A 19,370-nucleotide genomic window follows, 5' to 3' on the forward strand; every position below is an offset into this window, starting at 1 on the left:
GCGTGGGTTTAGCGGTGGGAGGTGGTGACGGATTTGATGCGGGTGTAGTCCTCCAGACCGAAGACGGAGAGGTCCTTGCCGGTGCCGGAGTGCTTGAAGCCGCCGTGCGGGGCCTCGGCCGGAATCACTTGGTGGCAGTTGATCCAGACGGCGCCAAAGTCCAGTTCATTGGAGACCCTGGTGACCACTCCGTGGTTGTTGGACCAGACGCTGGACGCCAGGGCGTACTTGGTGCCATTGGCCAGCTCAAGTGCTTCTTCCTCGGTGCGGAAGGGTTGGACGGTGACGACGGGGCCAAAGATCTCATCGCACACCACCTCGTCGCTTTGGAACACGCCGTCGATCACCGTCGGTTCGAAGTGGTAGCCGGTGCCGGTGCGCTTGCCACCGGCGAGGACCTTGGCGTTGGCCGGCAGCCGGGACATAAAACCCTCCACCTGGTCCAGCTGGGCGGCGCTGTTTAGCGGTCCGAGGTCGGCACTGTCACCGCCCACCTGAAGCGCGGAAGCGGCTTCGGCGAGGGCGGCCGCGAATTCGGTGTGGATGGTTTCGTGCACCAGGACGCGGGTCACGGCGGTGCAGTCCTGCCCGGCGTTGAAGAACGCACTGAGCGCGATCTCCTTGGCTGTCAGCTGAATGTCGACGTCGGCGAAAACGATCGCCGGCGCTTTGCCACCGAGTTCCAGGTGGACGTCCTTGAGCGTCTTCGAGGCTGCGGACATGACCTGCGCCCCGGCACGGGTGGAGCCGGTGATAGAGACCATTTCCGGGATCTCGTGGTCCACCATGGCGGCGCCGGTTTCGCGGCCGCCGCAGAGGATGTTCACCACCCCTGCAGGGTAGGCTTCCTGTGCCAGCTCACCCAGGATCACGGTGGACCAGGGCGTGGTGTCGGCCGGCTTGAGCACCAGAGTGTTACCTGCGGCCAGAGCCGGCCCGATCTTCCAGATGGCCATCATGAACGGGTAGTTCCAGGGAGTAATCTGGGCGACCACTCCGAGCGGTTCACGGCGGACCGTCGAGGAGAATCCCCTCACGTATTCGGTCTGTGCCGTTCCGGAAACCACCCGGCACGCACCGGCGAAGAAGCGGAGCTGGTCCGCGCCCCTCAGGATTTCGATCTCCCTGGTGGTCTGCCGAGGCTTTCCGGTGCAGGCGACTTCCGCCTCCAGCAGCCGGTCGGCGTTGGCTTCGATGAGGTCAGCGAGTTTGAGCAGCATGGCCTGGCGTTCCGCCGGGGTGGTCCGCTTGTAGCTCTTGAACGCCTCCTGCGCGGCCTGGAAGGCGAGGTCCACGGTGGCTGCGTCGCTGTCCGGTGCGCTGCCGAGCTGGACTCCGGTGGCCGGATCGAAGAACGGCAAGGAGGCCGCCGCCGGAACGGACTGGCCGTTGATGATGTTGTTAAGGGTGATCATGGAGTGCTCCGGTCAGTTGCTGGCGGTCTGGGGCGAGCGGGTGGCAGGGTCCTGGGGCAGGTGCAAGACGGCGGGAAGCCCGGACTCGACGGCGCGGCGGAACGCACCGGCGAAGTCCTCGGCCTTCTCAATGCGCTCGCCGTAGCCGCCGTAGGAGCGGGCCAGGGCGGCGAAGTCCGGGTTGGTCATGTGCGTGCCGGAGGGACGGCCTGGATAGTGGGCTTCCTGGTGCTCCCTGATGGTGGCAAAAATGCCGTTGTCCACCACCAGCACGATGAACCGGGCGCCGTGGCCCATGGCCGTGGCGATCTCCTGCCCGTTCATCATGAAGCAGCCATCTCCGGCCACGGAGATGACCTGACGGCCCGGGTACGCCAGGGACGCCGCCACCGCTGCGGGGATGCCCATGCCCATGGCGCCGTTGCGGGGCGCGGCCAGGGAGTTCGCGGCGTTGTGCTTGAGGTAGCGGGCCGGCCAGAGCGAGTGGTTCCCCGCCCCGTAGGTGATGACGGCGTCGTCGTCCATTTCCTGTTTGAGGATTTCCATCACGACGGCGAGGTCCACGCCGGTTCCGCCGTCGGGCTGGGCGGTGGAGAACTTTTCGTAGTCGGCGCGGGCGTCGGCCAGCCAACCCGCGGCCGGCTTCACCTCGGACGTAGTAGCGGCGAGGACCGTGGCGAAGGACGCGACGTGGGCGGGGATGTGCTGATCCAGCCGGCCGAAGTGACCCAGCAGGTCGGCGTCGGCGTTGACGACGACGGTGACGGCATCGAGACCACGCCGGTAGCCGTCGGAGAGCACATCGGCGCGGACGCAGCCGACGAAGATCAAGAGATCGGCCTCGTCCAACCGTGCCGCGTTGGCGTCGCTGCGGGCGTAGCCCAGGTAGCCGGCGTAGGCGCCGCTACTGTACGGGACCGCATCGTAGGCGCGGAAATCAGCCAGGATAGGAACGCCTTGGCGTTCTGCCCAGCCGGCCAACGCTTCCGAAGAAGCCTGGTCCCAGCCTTCGCCGCCCACCACGATGAGGGGCTTGTGCGATGCTGCCAGGCGCTGTTCCAGCGCGGCCAGGTCCGCCGCGGTCGGTTCGGATCGTGCCACCACCCTGGGTTCCACTGTCCCCGAGTCGATGGCGTGGACCAGGACGTCCTCCGGAAGTCCGATCACCACGGGTCCGGGGCGTCCGCTCAGCGCGGTGAAGATGGCGTCGTCCACCACGCGGGCCGCGGAAGCGGCGTCGTCGAGCGTCACCACTTTCTTGGCGGTGCTGCCGAACCAGGCATTGATGTCGAATTCCTGGAAGGACTCCCGGCCGCGGTCCGCCACCGGGATCAGCCCCACGAACAAGATCATGGGCGTGGCGTCCTGGTGCGCGGTGTGGATGGCGATGAACGCGTTGGCCGCTCCGGGGCCACGGGTCACCATCGCCACGCCGGGCAGCTCAGTGAGCCGGCCCTCGGCGAGGGCCATAAAACCCGCGCCGCCTTCATGGCGGGTCACCACCGTTTCAATGGAGGAGCCGTGCAGGCCGTCCAGGACATCCAGGAAGCTCTCGCCGGGGACACCGTAGACCCGCTTGACGCCGGCACGTTCGAGCTGCGCAACAATCAGGTGCCCGGCAGTGGTTAGGGTGCTCAATGCTTCATACCTTCTTCTTCGATACTGAGTGCCGGCAGGAAGATGCCGGACAGTGCGGTCAGGACCGACACGACCAGCAGGATGATGGCCCCGGGCCAGAATGAGTTGCCGCTGGCGGCAACCAGTGCGGTGGCAATCAGCGGCACGAAGCCGGAAATCACGCCGGCGCTGTTGGAGGTGATGGCTACTCCGGTGTAACGGACCTTGGTGGCGAAGAGCGAGGTCAGTGCGGTGCCGGAGACGGCGTAAGGGATCGACAGTGTGCACACGCCGACGATCATGGCCAGGATCACCAGGACCGGGTTGGCGGTGTCGATCGCGAGGAAGACCGGTACGGCGACGGCAGCGGAGGCGATGCCGCCCCAGAGGATCACCTTGCTGGCCCCGTACTTCTCGCCCATCCGGCCGGCCCAGATCAGGACGAAGATCTCGAACACCGCGGCCAGGAGCGAGCCCAGCAAAAGGGTTTCGTAGGGCATCTTGAGGACCTTGGTGCCGTAGAAGACCACAAAGCTGGTGATGAGATAAAAGCCGCCGATGCCCAGCAGCGCAGAGCACCCGCCGACCAGGATCTGGCGCCAGCTCTTGGTCAGGACGCCTCGGATGGGGGCGTGCTCCGTTTCGCCGGACTCCATCAGGGCCTCGAACTCGGGTGATTCGCTGAGGCGGCTGCGGATCCACATAGAGACCGCCAGCAGCGGGATGGCCGCAATAAACGGGATGCGCCAGCCCCAGGCATCAAAGTTGGTCTGGCCCACCAGATAGAGCATGCCGAAGAAGCCGCCGGAGGACAGGATGGTGCCGATCGGGGAACCGATCTGCGGCAGCGCCGCGTAGCGTGCACGCTTGGCAACCGGGGCGTTTTCGACGGCGATAATCACCGCACCGCTCCACTCGCCGCCCACGGCAAGGCCCTGCAGGATGCGCAGCGCCACCAGGATGATGGGAGCTGCGACACCGATGGTCATGTAGTTCGGCAGCAGCCCGATCAGGCCCGTGACAACGCCGATCCCGACAATCGTGATCATCAGGATCTTCTTGCGCCCCACCTTGTCGCCCAGGGCTCCGAAGATGAATCCACCGATGGGACGGGCCACAAAACCCACGGCAAGGGTGGCGAAGGAACTCATCGCGGCGACGAACGGATCAGCGGAAACAAAGTACTGGGCGTTGAACACCAGGGCGGCGGCGGTGGTGAACAGGAAGAAGTCGTACCACTCCAGCGCGGTGCCCACCAGCGCGGCTAGCGCCACTTTCTTCGTGACACGCTCGTCTACAACGCGGGGTACTGATGGTCCGAGACCAGTTGCGGGGCTGCTGCTTGCCATGCTTACTCCAAATACGGATGGTAGTGCGGATAGATTCTGGCGGCCGGGGCCGGCAGAGGGCCATCGGGGCAGTCGGGCCCGGATGGGTGTGATGCGTCTCACCGGATTCAATTGTCTCAGTAGATCTGCTCAAATAAGTTAGCTAGCGGCAACCGAAATCGGCTTGTATTGTGTGTAAATGCACAATAATGAGGATGTTGCGGTCTCGCGCAGGTGGTCGGAGCTCGTGGAACTGCTTCACGACAGGGTGGATACTTTGGCTGGGAAATTCATCACCCAAGTCCGGGAGATCCCCGAATATCGGGAATCCGCTGTTGACACCGATGAGATCATGCTGACGGCTCGGGAAACCTTCCACCGGCTGGTGAACGCCCTCAGGAGCGGCGGGAGCCGACCCGGTGGGGAACTGGATGGAGAATTTTCTGCGGCTTTGGGTGCCAAGCGTGCCCGGTCCGGGATTCCGGCCGAAGCCCTCATTTCCGCGGTGCGCTTGGACTTCACCATTCTTTGGGCAGAGCTATTGGCGATCGCTGATCCGGCAGATGCGCCCATGCTGACATCCCGGGTGGATCAGGTGTGGCGTGTTGTGGACGAGTTCGCCGCCCGGACAAACGCAAGTTACCTCAATGAGCGTGTGCGCATGGCTCAGGAGGAGTCGAGCATCCAGAACGAGTTCATTGCGAGACTGTTCAGTGTGGTGAATCCTTCGGCGGAAACGGCCGCCCAGGTCGCGGACGCACTGGGGGTCTCAGTCGATGCCCGGTTTGGGCTCGTCGCGGCAAGCGGGAGCGCCGCCGCCCTGCTGCGAACGGCCCAGGGAAAAGCTGCGACCAGGCGCAACCAAAGACTTTTTCTCCGGGAATCGGGTGACATGGCCTATGTCTTCTGGCCGGTGCCAGCATCGCGGGCGGGAGACGACAAGGCTGTCATTTTCACAGTGCCACAGGTATTTGCAGATATCCCCTGCGGTGTGGCCGAAGCGAACGGCCTGCGCGGATTGCCAAAGGCTGCTCGGACGGCTTCAAGCCTGGCGGCCCTCCTGCAGCCCGCGGACACGGGTCCACTGTCTGCCAACCAGGCGTGGCCGCGACTTGCCAAGCGGCAACTCGCGGAGGCGGGTCTGGACCTTGTGGAAGAGATTGACGCTGCGCTGGAACCTTGTCGTGGCGCGGAGCGGGAAAGGCTCACGGAGGCTGCGCGGCATTTTCTTCAGTCGGGCAGCGTGGCGCTCACGGCGGAAGGGCTCTTTTGCCACCGGAACACGGTCCTCAACAGGCTCAACCGGTTTCAGGAGCTGACCGGGATTGATCTCACTGTGCCCAACCAGGTCGCACGGCTCGTCGTGGCATGGGCATGACCCGCCGTCGCGGGCCCGAACGTTACTGACCACAAAAGAGGAGCGGACGACGACGGGGACCTCCCGCCGTCGTCCGCTTTTGTTTTTGGTGCGAGAGTGGTCAGCTGACTTCGGGGGAAGCCGCCACGTGCTGGACCAAAGTTGCCCGCGAATTTGCAGCCCGAGGGTTGGCCAGGATTGTGAGGTTCTTTGGCGAAGTCGTTGACTGTCGTCTGGCCGACCAGCGTGAATGCGGCGGCGCCGGCGTTGTTGACGACGACGCGGCCAAGGCAGCGGTTTCCGCCGGCGATGAGGCTGCCACATTAACCGCCGTCAACGGGCAGTACCACCAATGCCTCGTGGACCTGGTGTGCCGGGGTGAGGGGCGGTGTGGAAATGGATTCGCAGAGTACGGCGGCGGTTTTTTGCCCAAATTCGTAGGGCTGTAGATCCAAGCCGGCCACATAGGAGTCATTCAGGTTGTCCTGCGAGCTCAGCAGCGAGGCCAGCTTTACCTTCCCAGGGTGTTGTCCGATGCGCGTCAGTGCGGCCTCTGCTCGCTGGGCGACGTCTTGCCACCCGAACAGGAGAGAATCGACGTCACCGCCGGACAGTGCGTCCGCCAGGGAAGCTTCAAGCTCAACATTGGTGGGAAAGCTACTGACCACTTCCATTACAGGTCGGATGTTTCTGCGGGTGCACCATTCCTGGTATCCGGCAACGATTTGTCGGGCCCAGGAATACTCGTCCCCGGGCTCAGGGCAAATCAGGGCTGGATGTTCGGCTCCGTGCGAGGCCATGGCGTCCAGGATTTCCCCGCACATCTTGGCGTGTTCGATCTCAACTGTGCCGGCGGCTCGGTCTTCCGGAAATCCGGCGACCCGTCCGGCAGTCACTATCGGCAAGGAAGCAGGGAGCAACGACTGCACCACAGGGTCGCCCATCATGGCGTCGACCAGGATGACTCCGTCCACATGTGCCCAGCCGGATCTGTCTGCGGAGCGGTCTGAGACGAGGGTCAGGTCGTAACCGTGCTTGGCTGCCTCGTCGGCAACCCCCAAGGCGAAGGGCATGTAGAAGGACATGTTGCGAACCCGTTGGGGCACGTACAGTGCAATGGCACCGGTTGAGCTTTCCCGCAGTTGCCGGGCCGCGCGGTTTGATACATAGCCGGCTTCCTGTGCCGCTGCCATGACCTTTGCCCGTGTTTCCTCGGCAACCCGGCCGGAGCCCTTGAGTGCGTCGGCCACTGTGGTCTTGGAGATCCCCAGGTGCCTTGCGAGATCGATAATCGTCGGTTTGCCCATTAGTGAATGGTATCGATCCATCATGACCTCCTTGAGCGCCCCCTTGACATGTGATGGCTGACACTGTCAGTCTATTGGAAGCCGGAACGTTCCGGCAAGCGACTGAAAACTGTGGCCCGTCATCGAAGCCGGCGGCACGGACTCCAATCCAGAGAGACTTTTCATGATCAACCACAACAAGCCGAGCAGGGTGGATCTGCAGGAACAGGCTGGATACCACAAGGGCCTGTCCAACCGCCAGGTGCAGATGATTGGTATTGGCGGGGCCATTGGCACCGGGCTGTTCCTGGGGGCGGGTGGACGGCTGGCCGAGGCCGGACCGGCACTGTTTGTCGTCTATGCGTTGTGCGGCATTTTTGCCTACATCATCCTTAGGGCCCTGGGTGAGCTGGTCATGTACCGGCCCTCGTCCGGGTCGTTCGTCTCCTATGCCCGCGAGTTCTACGGCGAAAAGGCTGCCTATGTTGCCGGCTGGATCTATGCGCTGACCTGGGGGCTCACGGCCCTGGTGGACATCACCGCGGTCGCCGTCTACCTGCAGTACTGGACGGTGTTCACCAGCGTCCCGCAGTGGGTGCTTGCCTTTATTGCGCTGGTCATCGTCACGGCGATTAATCTGGTTTCTGTGAAGCTCTTCGGTGAGATGGAGTTTTGGTTTGCCTTGATCAAGGTCCTTGCATTGGTGAGTTTCCTGGTCATCGGCACCGTGTTCCTGGCCGGGTCCTTCCCTGTCGCTGGGCAGGTTCCTGGTCTGGGCGTTCTCGAAGCCGGGGGAGGGCTTTTGCCCAACGGCGCGCTGCCGCTGATCATCACTGTCTCGGGGGTCATGTTCGCCTACGGAGGCATCGAACTGATTGGTACGGCCGCTGGGGAGGCCAAGAACCCGGAGAAGGTCATTCCCAAGGCCGTCAACGCCGTCATCTTCCGCATCGCGGTGTTCTATGTCGGCTCGACCGTGCTACTTGCCCTGCTTCTGCCGTTTACGTCCTACTCCGCCGGAGTCTCACCGTTTGTGACGTTCTTTGCGTCCATCGGGGTCTCCGGCGAAGGGGACGTGATGAATCTCGTGGTGGTAACCGCTGCGATGTCCAGTCTCAACGCAGGCCTGTACTCCACCGGCCGTATCTACCGTTCCCTGGCCATCGCCGGCTCGGCGCCTCGGTTCATGAACCGGATGAACAAATCCGGTGTGCCGTACGCCGGAGTCCTGTTCACGTCGGCGTTTGCACTGATCGGCGTGGCTGTGAACGCCATTGTGCCCAAGGAAGCATTCGAGATCACGCTGAACGCCACCGCACTAGCCATTCTGGCAGTCTGGGCCACGATCATTCTGTGCCAGCTCCGTCTGCAGAGCTGGGCCAAACAGGGCCTTGTGACCCGGCCGGCATTCCGGCTTCCAGGGTCACCGTGGACGTCATACCTCGCCCTGGCGTTTCTGTTGTCGGTGCTGGTCATTATTGGATTCCAATACCCCACGGGAACCTACACAGTAGGTACGCTGGTCATCATTGTCCCGGCGCTCATTCTCGGCTGGTATGCCGTGCGCGGCAGAGTCAGCGAACTCGCCCGTCAACGGGAAAGCCAATCTGAGCCGGCGACAGCAGCAGCCGTTGCAGAGGTTCCGCAGTCATGAGGATCGCGCTGCTTCAGGCCACAGGAACCGTGGGAGCGGCCCAGGGAAACCGCGAAACCTTGGAAGGGGCGGCCAGGTCAACCGCCAGTGGGGGAGCGGAACTGCTTCTCACACCCGAGCTGTTTCTCAGCGGATACGATCCGCTGCGTGTCCACCAGGACGACGGAGACAAACACCGTGACTGGATCGCCGGGATCGCCGCCGCAGCCGGTATCCGAATCGCCGCCTCAACCGTGGAGCATGGAAGCGACGGAAGTTACATCTGTGCTTCCCTCTTTGACAGGACCGGCCAGGAACTCACCCGCTACCGCAAGCAGCACCTCTTCGGTGCGGCCGAGACCGGAGTTTTCAGGCCAGGCACAGGGCAACCGGAACTGGTCAGAATCGGTGAGTTCACGGCTGCCCTGGGCATCTGCTTCGACGTCGAATTCCCGGAATTCGCCCGGGAACAGGCACTCCGGGGCGCGGACCTGCTGCTGATACCTACCGCCGTTCCCCTGCGTGCCGGCGTCGGCGGGGTGCCGCACCCCCTGGACACCAGAATCGTATCCACACTCCTGGTCCCGGCCCGCGCCCTGGAAAGCCAGCTCTTCATCGCCTACGCCAACCACACCGGGCCGAGGTTCTCTGGAACCAGCACCGTCGCTGACCCGTATGGCCGCAGGATCGCCACCGCCGGCGATGCCGGCGCGGAAGTCCTTTTCGCCGACCTGGACCACGCCCTCGTCCGGCAAGCCCGGACAGACATCGGCTACCTCAACTACTTCAACCAGTAACCCCCGACCCGTCAGGAAAATGCCATGAACACACAGCCTGTCACGATGCTGACCCCCGACTTTCCCTTCCCTTATGACGAATACCTCCACCACCCCTCCGGCCTTGGATCCATCCCCGAAGCAGCCCATGGCACCGAAGTAGCCGTCATCGGCGCCGGCCTCGCCGGCCTGGTCGCTGCCCTGGAACTGATGAAAATGGGCCTGCGGCCTGTCATCTATGAATCCGGTACCATCGGCGGCAGGCTCCGCGGTGCCACCCTGCCTGGCACCGACGGACCCGTCGCCGACATGGGAGGCATGCGCTTCCCCGTCTCCAGCCGCGCATTCTGGCACTACGCCGACCTCGCAGGCGTGGACTCGGCCCCGTTCCCGAACCCGCTGGACGCCGCCTCCCCGAGCACCGTCGTCGAACTTGGCCGAGAACAGTTCTACGCCAGCGCCAGCGACAAGCTGCCCCCGTTCTTCCAGGAAGTCGCCGACGCCTGGGAACACAGCCTGGAGGAACGTGCCGAATACGCCGCCATGCAGCAGGCCATTGCTGAGCGGGACTACGCCGCTATCAAACGTATTTGGGCAGGCCTCGTCCCGGCCCTGGACGACACCTCCTTCTCCAACTACCTGGCCAGCTCCAAGGCTTTCTCCGACCTGCCCTACCAGTACCGTGAAGCCTTCGGCCAAATCGGGTTCGGCTCCGGCGGATGGGATGTCAGTTTCCCCAATGCGATCCTGGAAATCCTCCGCGTGGTCTATATGGAATGCGAAAACAACCAACGACGAATCCTCGGCGGGGCCCGGGGCATCACCGACGGACTGTGGAACCACGCCCCTGAAAACATGGTCCGCTGGCCGCAAGGCACCAGCCTGGCCTCCCTCCACGGCGGCACCCCGCACGGTGCGGTGACCAGCATCCGGCGCGCGGCAGGGGCCGCGGATCCGACCGTGACGATCACTGACGCCGAAGGTTCCCGGGACTACGCGGCAGTCATTGTCACCTGTCACAAATGGCTGCTCTCCACGGAAATCGACACCGAGGAAAGCCTGTTCAGCCCGGAGCAGTGGATGGCCATGCGTCGGGTCCACTACCTCCAGTCCTCAAAGACCTTCGTCGTCGTCGACCGCCCGTTCTGGCTGGACACCGACCCCAAGACCGGACGCCGTGTCATGAGCACAACCCTGACCGACAGGGTCACGCGCGGCACGTACCTCTTCGACAATGGCCCGGACCAGCAGGCACTGATCTGCCTGTCCTACACCTGGAACGATGACGCGCTGAAGTGGCTGCCCCTGACTGCGCAGCAGCGCGCCGATGTCATGCTGCGCACTCTGGGGGAGATCTACCCGGACGTGGACATCAGAAGCCACATCGTGGGCGAACCGTTGACCGTGTCCTGGGAGGATGAGCCGGGCTTCGCGGGTGCGTTCAAGATCAACCTGCCCGGGCACTACCGGTACCAGCGCCGGCTTTACACCCAGTTCATGGAACACACCCAGGGCCGTCAGGCCCAAGGGATCTACCTGGCAGGAGATGACGTCTCATGGACCGCCGGATGGGCCGAAGGAGCAGTCACCACCGCCCTGAACACGGCATGGGCGGTGATGGACCAGCTGGGCGGAAGCAGTGCGCCGGAGAACCCGGGCCCGGGGGACAGGTTCGCAGAACTCGCCCCCGTCCCGCTGCCCGAAGCATCCGCGCTGCCCACGTCGTTCACAATCCCTGCCTAGAAGCTACCGGCACCGAATCGGCTACCCCCGCGAACGGCTCACCCGCCACCGGAGCGGCCCACCACAACGGATCCCTTTCCCCCGGAAAACTGGCCGACGCCGTCATCCTCTCCGGCAACCCTTACGACACCCCAAACCTCACAGATTTGAAAGTGGAGGCAACGGTCCTTGGCGGTGCCTTCACACATTCGGCCCTGGAAGGAATCCCAGCATGAACACACCCCGACCACTCTGCCCCCGGCCACCGCTTCAGCCGGTACGACCCATGGAGAAAACATGATCACCTACTACATCACCGCGGACGGGCCAGCCATCGGCGACATCGTCCAATTGGTTGGCGAAAACAGCGCCGACCGTGAAGGCAAAGTTGAGGACGTAACGGTCGACAATGCGGTCCTCTGGATCGCGGCCACGGCCGACTTCCCACGGACGGCGTTCCTGCGCCAGGACGGCCGGAAAGTCTACACGAACAGGTAGTTCCTCATACGCCAGCGGGCCGACAGGGCCTTGAGGACCGCTGCGTATGGGCCTGTCTGACCTGCCTCATGCGGGGGTGGCGTCTGATCACCACTATGCCGACATGGCACTGAGACAAGCCAATTCTGGTCTTGGACGGACTTGAACTGTTAGCCAGATCATAGTGAAACACCCAAACGGCAATCGGTCATCCAACCGTAGTATCCAGCACCCGGGAACGTGCCACGCCTCCCGGCTGCGCCACCAGCATGTGGACCCGCAACGGTCGCATGACCCAACACCGCATTACATCCCAGGAAGGACGACATATGACTGTCTCCACGAAATTCACGGCCCAGGCCCTGGCCGTTCTGGTGGCCAGCGCGCTGGCCCTGACGGCATGCACCAACGCCTCCAATACCGATGCGAACTCCAAGCCCGCCAGTACCGGCTCCGCTGCCGCCACGTTTGATCCAGGCACCCTCAAGAAAGACGAAGAACTCGCAGCCCTGGTGCCGGCCGCCATCAAGTCCAAGGGCACGTTGACGATCGGCATCACGCCGACGTACGCACCGGCCCAGTTCCTTAGCGGCCCCAACAACAACACTCCAGTGGGTTACGACATCGACTTCGCCAAGGCCATCGGCACCACGCTCGGGCTGGAAATCGACCTTCGGCCTGCCGATTTCCCCAGCATCCTGCCCGCACTGGGCCCCAAGTACGATCTGGGCATCGCATCGTTCACGATCACCCAGAAGCGCCTGCAGGCCGTCAACTTTGTCAGCTACTTCAGCGCCGGCACCACGTGGGCCGTCCAGAAGGGCAACCCGAAGAACTTCTCCCTCGAGGACATTTGCGGCAGGAGCGTCGGAGTCCAGACCGGTACCACGCAGGAAGAGCCGGATCTGAAGGAGCGCAACGAAAAGTGTCTTGCCGAGGGTAAGAAACCGATCGATGTCGTCTCGCTCAAGACACAGACCGACATCACCACCCGCCTGGTCAACGGCAGCATCGACGCCATGAGCGCCGACTCGCCCGTTATCGGTTATGCGGCCCAGCAGACGAACGGCGCCGTGGAGAAGATCGGTGACATGTACGGGGCAGCTCTTGCCGGCATCGGCATCGCAAAGGACGACAAAGCCCTCAGCGAGGTCATCCAGAAAGTCGTGACCAAGCTCATGGCCGACGGAACCTACACGAAGATCCTCGACAGCTGGACCGTATCCGACGGTGCGATCGCCAAGTCCGAGGTTAACCCGTCGGTACCTTCATGAGTAACACATCCTCCGGGGTTCTCGAGGCAGCAGAGGCTGCCGACGCTGGGAAAGGGGGCGCTCCGGAGCTGATCAAGGCGGTTCCGGTGCGCCACCCCGGCCGCTGGGTTGCTGCGGCGATGATCCTCCTGTTCGTAGCCCTGGGTATCCAGAGCGTGGCGACCAACCCGAATTTCCGGTGGGAAACCGTAGCTGCGTACATCCTCGATGTGAACGTCTTCAAGGGTGTGGGGTGGACTCTGCTGCTGACCGTGATGGCCATGATCATCGCGATCGTACTGGCTGTCCTGTTATCGTTCATGCGCCAGTCGGATAACCCGGTCCTGGCCTGGTCGTCCTGGTTCTGGGTCTGGTTCTTCCGGGGCACCCCCGTGTATACACAGCTGATCTTTTGGGGCCTGATCACCGTGCTGTATCCGTCGATCTCCCTTGGAATACCGTTCGGCCCCGAACTATTGCACGTGGTCGTCTCCGACCCCACCAAAGGCTTCATCCCGGCAGTGATCGGCCTCGGGCTCAACGAGTCTGCCTACCTCGCCGAGATCTTCCGCGCAGGCCTGAAATCCGTGGACAAGGGCCAAACGGAGGCGGCCGAGGCCCTGGGCATGGCCCGCCGGAAGGTCATGTGGCGGATCATCCTGCCCCAGGCCATGCGCGTAATCGTGCCCCCTACCGGGAACGAGACCATCAGCATGCTCAAGACCACCTCCCTGGTGTTGGCGGTGCCATTCACCCTCGACCTGACCTTTGTCACAAATGCCCTTGCCAACCGCACATACCAGCCGATCCCGCTGCTCATCGTTGCGGCGACGTGGTACCTGCTCGTCACAAGCATCCTCATGGTGGGCCAGCACTACATAGAGAAGTACTACGGCAAAGGCGTGGACAACATGGCCCCCGCCGCCGTCAACCCTGCAGCAGCCAAAGCCGCAGCAGCCACCACAACAGGAGCTGTCGCCGTCCAACCCATCGCCACAAGCACCGAGGAGGACCAAAAGTGAGCGCACACGCCGCACCCGTGAAGGGGCACACCGTCCCCGCTTCCGACAAAGAGCTCGTCCGCATCGAAGGGGTGCACAAGTTCTACGGCAGCCACCACGTGTTGCGCGGGATCGACATGACGGTCAAACAGGGCGAGGTGGCGGTGCTGATCGGGCCCTCCGGCTCCGGGAAATCGACGCTGCTGCGGTGCGTCAACCACCTGGAGTCAATCAGCGCCGGCCGGATCCGGGTGAACGACGAACTGATCGGTTACCGGGAGCGCGGCGGCAAGCTCCACGAGTTGCACGTCAAGGAGATCGCCCGGCAACGCCGCAACATCGGCATGGTGTTCCAGCGCTTCAACCTGTTCGGCCATAAGACCGCCCTTGAGAATGTCATGGAGGCACCGATCCAGGTCAAAGGCAAGGACAAGTCTTCGACCAAAAGGCGCGCGCTGGAGCTCCTGGATCGGGTTGGTCTGTCGGAACGTGCCTATCACTACCCGGCACAACTCTCGGGCGGCCAGCAGCAGCGCGTCGCGATCGCCCGCGCCCTGGCCATGGACCCCGAGCTGATGCTCTTCGACGAACCCACTTCTGCGCTTGACCCGGAGCTTGTCGGCGACGTGCTCAATGTCATGAAGGACCTCGCAAGGTCCGGCATGACGATGGTCGTCGTCACCCACGAAATCGGTTTCGCACGCGAAGTCGGCGACACGCTGACGTTCATGGACGGCGGTGTCGTCGTCGAGTCGGGCAACCCCCGTGACGTCATTGCCAACCCGCAGCACCAGCGTACCCAGGGCTTCCTGAGTAAGGTCCTCTAGGAAGCGCGTCCCCCCCAATCGGGGGTGCCCTGTCGGACAGTGTCAATCCGTAAGCCGGTAAGGCGCCCCGATCGGCCGCTTCGGCTGGTCCGGGCGGGCAGAGTCCCGCCTGGACCAGCCGATGTGTTCCACCGTCAGGGCTCAGTCATTCAGGGCAGACTTCATGGAGGGATCTACAGTTCAAATGACCCGTCAATCGAACATGAATCTTCGTCGGCTCCAGTACTTCCTTGCTGTTGTCGACGCCAGGACGGTGACGGGGGCCGCGGAGAGCCTGCACATTGCCCAGCCGGCCTTGGGCCGGCAAATCAAGACGCTCGAACGTGAACTGCGACTGCGGCTCTTCGAGGCCCAGGGCAACCGGCTTGCACTGACCGCTGCCGGCCGCGCGCTCGTCCCCATGGCGCGCAGGCTCATGAGGGAAACCCACGGTTTTGAAGAAGCAGCAACCGCGTTGCGTACCGGATGTGTTCAGGAACTCGTCGCAGCGACAACGAGCGGCTCACTGCGGGTATTCCTGGCGCCCTTCATTGCGACAATGGGGCCGGATGATCCGAGAATCATTCCCCGTGAGGTCAACCACTTCGACATGACGGAATCGCTGCGCAATGGCTGCGACTTCGCAATCTCTCCGGCGTTACCGGATCCGGTGCTGCGGAATATACAGCTGGGGCGCGTGCCGGTCAGGGCTTACGTTTCGGCTGGCCACGAGTGGGCCCTCAACGGCGTCGCCGAGCTCCCCATCTCCTCCTTTGCGGGCGTTACGGCTGTTCTTCCTTCACACCACAGCGCGAGCCGCCACATCATCGACGCGGCAGTCAGCCGGGCCGATATGGCTTTCCAAGGTGTTACAGAGTGCGACGATGGGCAGACGATCGTGGCGCTTGCGGCAGCCGGTCACGGGGTTGGTTTTTCCACAGAACGCCCGATGTATGGAGCCCACGCGATCATTGTTCGCGAAGCGGGTGCATCCGACGGCAACAGCAACCCCCTGGCATTGCCGCTGCATTTGACATGCACGCCGGGCCACTTCGCTGAGGGCGTCATCGCGCAAATCGCCGATCGTATCCGGGACTTCCTCGCCTTGCAAGGCACGGTTATAGCAGCGTGAGGATGGGCGCCCGGACTCAGAATGGCCCTCAACCAAATTGTCCTAGACCCTTTCGAGTGGGCGGTCCCGGGCGGCTGGTCCCGATCGAAGGGCGCAGGGCTCCGGAAAATCATTGAGCCTTGCCTTGGGTTAGTTGGTTTGGGCCAGCACCTTAGTGAAGGACTGGCCGAGGATTCTCGCGCTGTCCCGCACCTCATCGACGGACGGGAGGCCGAAGCTCAGATGAAGCTCTGAACGACCAAGTCCGTTGCTGTGGAAGGCGGTACCGAGGACGTAGACGATGCAATGTTCGATGTCGTCCTGGAGCGGCTTGTCGGTCTCAAGCCTGGCCGGACCCTTATCCAACGGTAGATCCCGCCGGTGGGCTGGTTCCATGTTCTGGAAATTGGGGATCGTGTGAAGCGCTTTGACGTTCCCCTGTGGCGCGGACCATCACCGTCGACGCAACCTGGACGATTTCGGCCTCCTGGCCTGCGAAGACAGCCTAGCCACCAGCCGTAGGACTGACTGTGCCAACCTGATTGGAGCCCAACCTGGCCCAGTACGGCTCGAACGGTACACGCCGACGGGTGTGCTGCGGGCCCGGAGCGGCGGCGAACACCCCGCCGCCGCGATCGATGCTCACATGTGCCACGATCAACCTTCAGTGCTGCGTCAGAACGTTCGGCGCACCAAGGGGTCGAGTTGGCTCTCTACCGGCCTGCTTGGGCTCGGCCCGGGGGCGTGGCGGTGGGGGCGTGCAGAGTTTCCGCAGCGGTCGTGACCCTGTCGATCAATTCGAGCGTCGAGAAGGCGACACCCCAGGAGACTGTTACCCCGGATCCGCCATGGCCATAGCTGTGGATCACTGGTCGCCCGTGATCTTCCGTCAGTCCCAGGCGGACCGAGTCCCGCCCTGGTCGGAGTCCCACTCTGCTTCCGAGGAAGACCCCGCCGTCCAGCACCGGTTCCAGCGACCGCACAGTGGAAAGAATCCTGTGTTCCGTCGCCGCATCGGGTTCGAGGCTGTTCTCGCCGACCTGTGCGGTGCCGCCGCAGACGACTTCGTCTGATCGGGGAATGATGTAGGTGGGGCCCGCGGGGTTGGAGTCATCGATGATCCAACGAGTGGGGCGCGCATCGCCGATCCGGGCAACTTGGCCGCGCACCGGGTAGAGCCCGTCATCTGCATGCAGTCCGAGGCTGTTGAGCCCGGTAGCCAGCACAACCAGGTCGTTGGCAGGGATGTCGGCCAGTGTATGGACTGAGCGCCACTCCCAGCTCACACCTGCGTCTGTGCACTGCCGCTGGAGCCAAGGCAGGTAGCTGGACATGGTTGCAATGGGGACAGTGCAGACGATGCCCGATTCTGTGCCCCGTGGCAGTTCTTCCTCCCTGGCGGGACGATGGCCTCCGACTGAAGCCGGCCACTTGAGGGGTGTGGACCCTGCGCGTACGACGACAACCCCTTCCCGCATCTCCACACCGGATTCCGGTGAGCTGGCGGCGAGCCCGGCGAGTACTTTGAAGGTGACAGCACCCCAGGACCCCACCAATGCTTCGGGTTCCGCGTGGTATGGCGCCCAGATGGCAGCGGCCACCGCAGACACGGTGTCTTCGGGACGATGCGCAGCCGTGACCGTAACGTCGTAGCCTGCGCGAGCCGCGACGAGGGCGGTAGTCAGGCCGATGACGCCGGCGCCGATAACTGCTACCTGAGGCCTATCGGAGGGGGTCATGGGTTGCTCCGGATAGCCGTTGCTTCGATTTCGAACCGGAAGGATCCAACGAGCCCGGCAATGATCGAGGTGCGGGCCGGTTTGGCGTCAGGGAACCACTTAATGTATTCGTCATTGAATGCCGCAAGGTATGCGGTGTCAGTCAGGATGCAGAAAGTCCTCATGACGTCCGACAAGGTGCAATCGGCGGCCCGGAGCACTTCCTCGATGTTCCGCAAGGCCTGTCGGACTTCGTCGGTGAAGTTTTCAGGGACGTGCCCGGTGTCGGGATCGGCTCCCACTTGGCCTGATGTCAGCACCAGATCGCCGGCTGCGACTGCCTGGGATAGCCAGGGCAGGGCAGGGGCGTGGGGAGTGTGGACGGTAGAGGAACGGGGCATGGACATCCCTTCATGCTTCTGGCAGTGCAAGGTGCAGCTGCGCGTTCTGGAAAAGTGAAATGCTGGCGGGCGCACGGCAGGTTTATGAAGTGATCCCGAGTGGGCAGACAGTAAACGAGACCACTCGGGGGCGAACTCCTTGAACCAGACAGCGCCATGGGCAAGGGTTCCTTCGATGTGCGATGAAACTATTTCCACTGCACGCTCTCACCACTATCGTGTTCATCGGCTATGCGGTCAAAGACCAAATTGGGCTTGATTCCATGCTCTACAGGCATCGAATCAGGAGCTGACCGGGATTGATCTCACTGTGCCCAACCAGGTCGCACGGCTCGTCGTGGCATGGGCATGACCCGCCGTCGCGGGCCCGAACGTTACTGACCACAAAAGAGGAGCGGACGACGACGGGAACCTCCCGCCGTCGTCCGCTTCCGCTCTGTCAGCCGTAGGCTGGAACCGACAAAAGGGTGACCGAAAGGGTGACAATGTCGGAGACGATGACGGCCGGGCTGCTGGGCGAGGTGATGGCCGAGCTGGCCGTGCTTGAGGACCCCAAGATGCGCGAGGCGAACGAGAAGCGCGGCGACGACCACGGCGTGAACCTGTCCAAGCTGCGTGCGGTCGCGAAGCGGCTGAAGACGCAGCAGGAACTCGCGCGCGAGCTCTGGTCCACGAACGACACTCCGGCCAGGTTGGTGGCGCTGCTGATCTGCCGGCCAAAGGCCTTCGAACGCGACGAACTGGACACCATGCTCCGCGAGGCGCGCGCCCCCAAAGTGCACGACTGGCTCGTGAATTACGTCGTGAAGAAGAGCACGCACGCGGAGGACCTGCGCGTGGCCTGGATGGCTGACCCGGATCCGGTGGTCGCCAGCGCCGGTTGGGCCCTGACCAGCGAACGGGTGGCGAAAAAACCAGCAGGGCTCGACCTCCCCGGGCTGCTGGACACTATCGAGGCCGAGATGAAGGACGCCCCGGACCGGCTGCAGTGGGCGATGAACCACACGCTGGCCTTCATTGGCATCGAGCACGCCGAGCACCGGGCCCGGGCGCTCGATATCGGCGAACGGCTCGAGGTCCTCAAGGACTACCCGACGCCCCCGAACTGCACGTCGCCGTTCGCGCCGAGCTGGATTAATGAGATGGTGAGCCGCCAGTCCAGGGCGTAGGGCTATTCGCCCGGGCACAAAACGGAAGCGGACGACGCCGGGAACCTCCCGCCGTCGTCCGCTTCAGTTTTTGGCCGTGAACCGATCAGACGGTGGCGAGCTGGCGTTCCTGGCCACGGACGCTGACCGTGAAAGTGTTGGGGCCGCTGCACTGGACCGCAATGCGGCATTTGGTGGTGTTCGCCTTGACCGAGAGGTCATGCACAATGCTCTCCAGGGTGTGCTCAATCGCAGACCGGTCCCAGATTTTCAGCGTGATGGAGTCAGTGTTTTCAAACGTCATTGTCAGTACTTTCGCTC

Annotated in this window: 18 protein-coding genes; 10 read left to right on the forward strand and 8 right to left on the reverse strand. The window is 63.3% G+C overall.

Annotated elements, in window-relative coordinates; translation table 11 throughout:
• Positions 1 to 8 precede the first annotated feature (8 nt).
• The 3 genes from AU252_RS13850 to AU252_RS13860 are packed head-to-tail and all read right to left on the reverse strand — an operon-like array spanning position 9 to position 4,381.
• Entirely contained in the window at positions 9 to 1,415 is a 1,407-nt protein-coding gene (locus AU252_RS13850; protein ID WP_058931226.1) for a gamma-aminobutyraldehyde dehydrogenase, read from the reverse strand.
• A gap of 12 nt (positions 1,416 to 1,427) precedes the next feature.
• Complete coding sequence (locus AU252_RS13855) at positions 1,428 to 3,053, reverse strand: thiamine pyrophosphate-dependent enzyme (protein ID WP_058931227.1); 1,626 nt, start codon at positions 3,051 to 3,053, stop codon at positions 1,428 to 1,430.
• Positions 3,050 to 4,381, reverse strand: a complete 1,332-nt coding sequence (locus AU252_RS13860; protein ID WP_058931228.1) for an MFS transporter — start codon at positions 4,379 to 4,381, stop codon at positions 3,050 to 3,052. Before AU252_RS13860 ends, AU252_RS13855 begins: the two co-directional genes overlap by 4 nt.
• Before the next feature lie 178 nt (positions 4,382 to 4,559).
• On the opposite strand from AU252_RS13860, the gene AU252_RS13865 reads away from it, so the two are divergent.
• Positions 4,560 to 5,738 (forward strand): PucR family transcriptional regulator, encoded by a 1,179-nt coding sequence (locus AU252_RS13865; protein ID WP_058931229.1) that lies wholly within the window; start codon positions 4,560 to 4,562, stop codon positions 5,736 to 5,738.
• A gap of 302 nt (positions 5,739 to 6,040) precedes the next feature.
• Here the strand turns inward: AU252_RS13865 and AU252_RS13870 are convergent, their stop codons facing one another.
• Positions 6,041 to 7,024, reverse strand: a complete 984-nt coding sequence (locus AU252_RS13870) for a LacI family DNA-binding transcriptional regulator (RefSeq protein ID WP_058931230.1) — start codon at positions 7,022 to 7,024, stop codon at positions 6,041 to 6,043.
• A gap of 163 nt (positions 7,025 to 7,187) precedes the next feature.
• Here AU252_RS13870 and AU252_RS13875 point away from each other — a divergent pair, with 163 nt between their 5' ends.
• The 8 genes from AU252_RS13875 to AU252_RS13910 all read left to right on the forward strand — a co-directional run bounded on the left by AU252_RS13875 (position 7,188) and on the right by AU252_RS13910 (position 15,803).
• Positions 7,188 to 8,657 carry an amino acid permease gene (locus tag AU252_RS13875; protein ID WP_058931231.1) on the forward strand — a complete coding sequence of 490 codons (1,470 nt, stop codon included), beginning with the start codon at positions 7,188 to 7,190 and terminating at the stop codon, positions 8,655 to 8,657.
• Complete coding sequence (locus tag AU252_RS13880) at positions 8,654 to 9,433, forward strand: nitrilase-related carbon-nitrogen hydrolase (RefSeq protein ID WP_058931232.1); 780 nt, start codon at positions 8,654 to 8,656, stop codon at positions 9,431 to 9,433. Before AU252_RS13875 ends, AU252_RS13880 begins: the two co-directional genes overlap by 4 nt.
• Positions 9,434 to 9,457: 24 nt before the next feature.
• The gene (locus tag AU252_RS13885; RefSeq protein WP_205630578.1) at positions 9,458 to 11,155 is read left to right on the forward strand and encodes a flavin monoamine oxidase family protein; all 1,698 of its coding nucleotides are present in this window, start codon (positions 9,458 to 9,460) and stop codon (positions 11,153 to 11,155) included.
• Positions 11,156 to 11,431: 276 nt separating this feature from the next.
• Entirely contained in the window at positions 11,432 to 11,632 is a 201-nt protein-coding gene (locus tag AU252_RS13890; RefSeq protein ID WP_058931233.1) for a hypothetical protein, read from the forward strand.
• 308 nt (positions 11,633 to 11,940) lie between these two features.
• Positions 11,941 to 12,885, forward strand: a complete 945-nt coding sequence (locus tag AU252_RS13895; RefSeq protein WP_083510395.1) for an ABC transporter substrate-binding protein — start codon at positions 11,941 to 11,943, stop codon at positions 12,883 to 12,885.
• Positions 12,882 to 13,886 (forward strand): amino acid ABC transporter permease, encoded by a 1,005-nt coding sequence (locus AU252_RS13900; protein ID WP_083510396.1) that lies wholly within the window; start codon positions 12,882 to 12,884, stop codon positions 13,884 to 13,886. Before AU252_RS13895 ends, AU252_RS13900 begins: the two co-directional genes overlap by 4 nt.
• Positions 13,883 to 14,692: an amino acid ABC transporter ATP-binding protein gene (locus AU252_RS13905; protein ID WP_276203717.1), complete on the forward strand. Its 810-nt coding sequence runs from the start codon at positions 13,883 to 13,885 to the stop codon at positions 14,690 to 14,692. The genes AU252_RS13900 and AU252_RS13905 overlap by 4 nt, the downstream gene beginning before the upstream one ends.
• Positions 14,693 to 14,876: 184 nt before the next feature.
• Positions 14,877 to 15,803, forward strand: a complete 927-nt coding sequence (locus tag AU252_RS13910; protein WP_167349833.1) for a LysR family transcriptional regulator — start codon at positions 14,877 to 14,879, stop codon at positions 15,801 to 15,803.
• Between the two features lie 129 nt (positions 15,804 to 15,932).
• On the opposite strand, the gene AU252_RS13915 is transcribed toward AU252_RS13910, so the two are convergent.
• The 3 genes from AU252_RS13915 to AU252_RS13925 all read right to left on the reverse strand — a co-directional run bounded on the left by AU252_RS13915 (position 15,933) and on the right by AU252_RS13925 (position 17,901).
• Complete coding sequence (locus AU252_RS13915) at positions 15,933 to 16,178, reverse strand: hypothetical protein (protein ID WP_157768986.1); 246 nt, start codon at positions 16,176 to 16,178, stop codon at positions 15,933 to 15,935.
• A gap of 317 nt (positions 16,179 to 16,495) precedes the next feature.
• Entirely contained in the window at positions 16,496 to 17,521 is a 1,026-nt protein-coding gene (locus tag AU252_RS13920) for an FAD-dependent oxidoreductase (protein WP_058931237.1), read from the reverse strand.
• A complete protein-coding gene (locus AU252_RS13925) occupies positions 17,518 to 17,901 on the reverse strand; it encodes a RidA family protein (RefSeq protein WP_157768987.1) in 384 nt (127 codons plus the stop codon). The genes AU252_RS13920 and AU252_RS13925 overlap by 4 nt, the downstream gene beginning before the upstream one ends.
• Before the next feature lie 485 nt (positions 17,902 to 18,386).
• Here AU252_RS13925 and AU252_RS13930 point away from each other — a divergent pair, with 485 nt between their 5' ends.
• The gene (locus tag AU252_RS13930; protein ID WP_099093394.1) at positions 18,387 to 19,070 is read left to right on the forward strand and encodes a DNA alkylation repair protein; all 684 of its coding nucleotides are present in this window, start codon (positions 18,387 to 18,389) and stop codon (positions 19,068 to 19,070) included.
• An 85-nt stretch (positions 19,071 to 19,155) separates the two neighbouring features.
• On the opposite strand, the gene AU252_RS13935 is transcribed toward AU252_RS13930, so the two are convergent.
• Complete coding sequence (locus AU252_RS13935; protein ID WP_058931239.1) at positions 19,156 to 19,353, reverse strand: hypothetical protein; 198 nt, start codon at positions 19,351 to 19,353, stop codon at positions 19,156 to 19,158.
• Positions 19,354 to 19,370: the final 17 nt, after the last annotated feature.

The sequence above is a fragment of the Pseudarthrobacter sulfonivorans genome, assembly GCF_001484605.1.
Classification (GTDB): Bacteria; Actinomycetota; Actinomycetes; order Actinomycetales; family Micrococcaceae; genus Arthrobacter; species Arthrobacter sulfonivorans_A.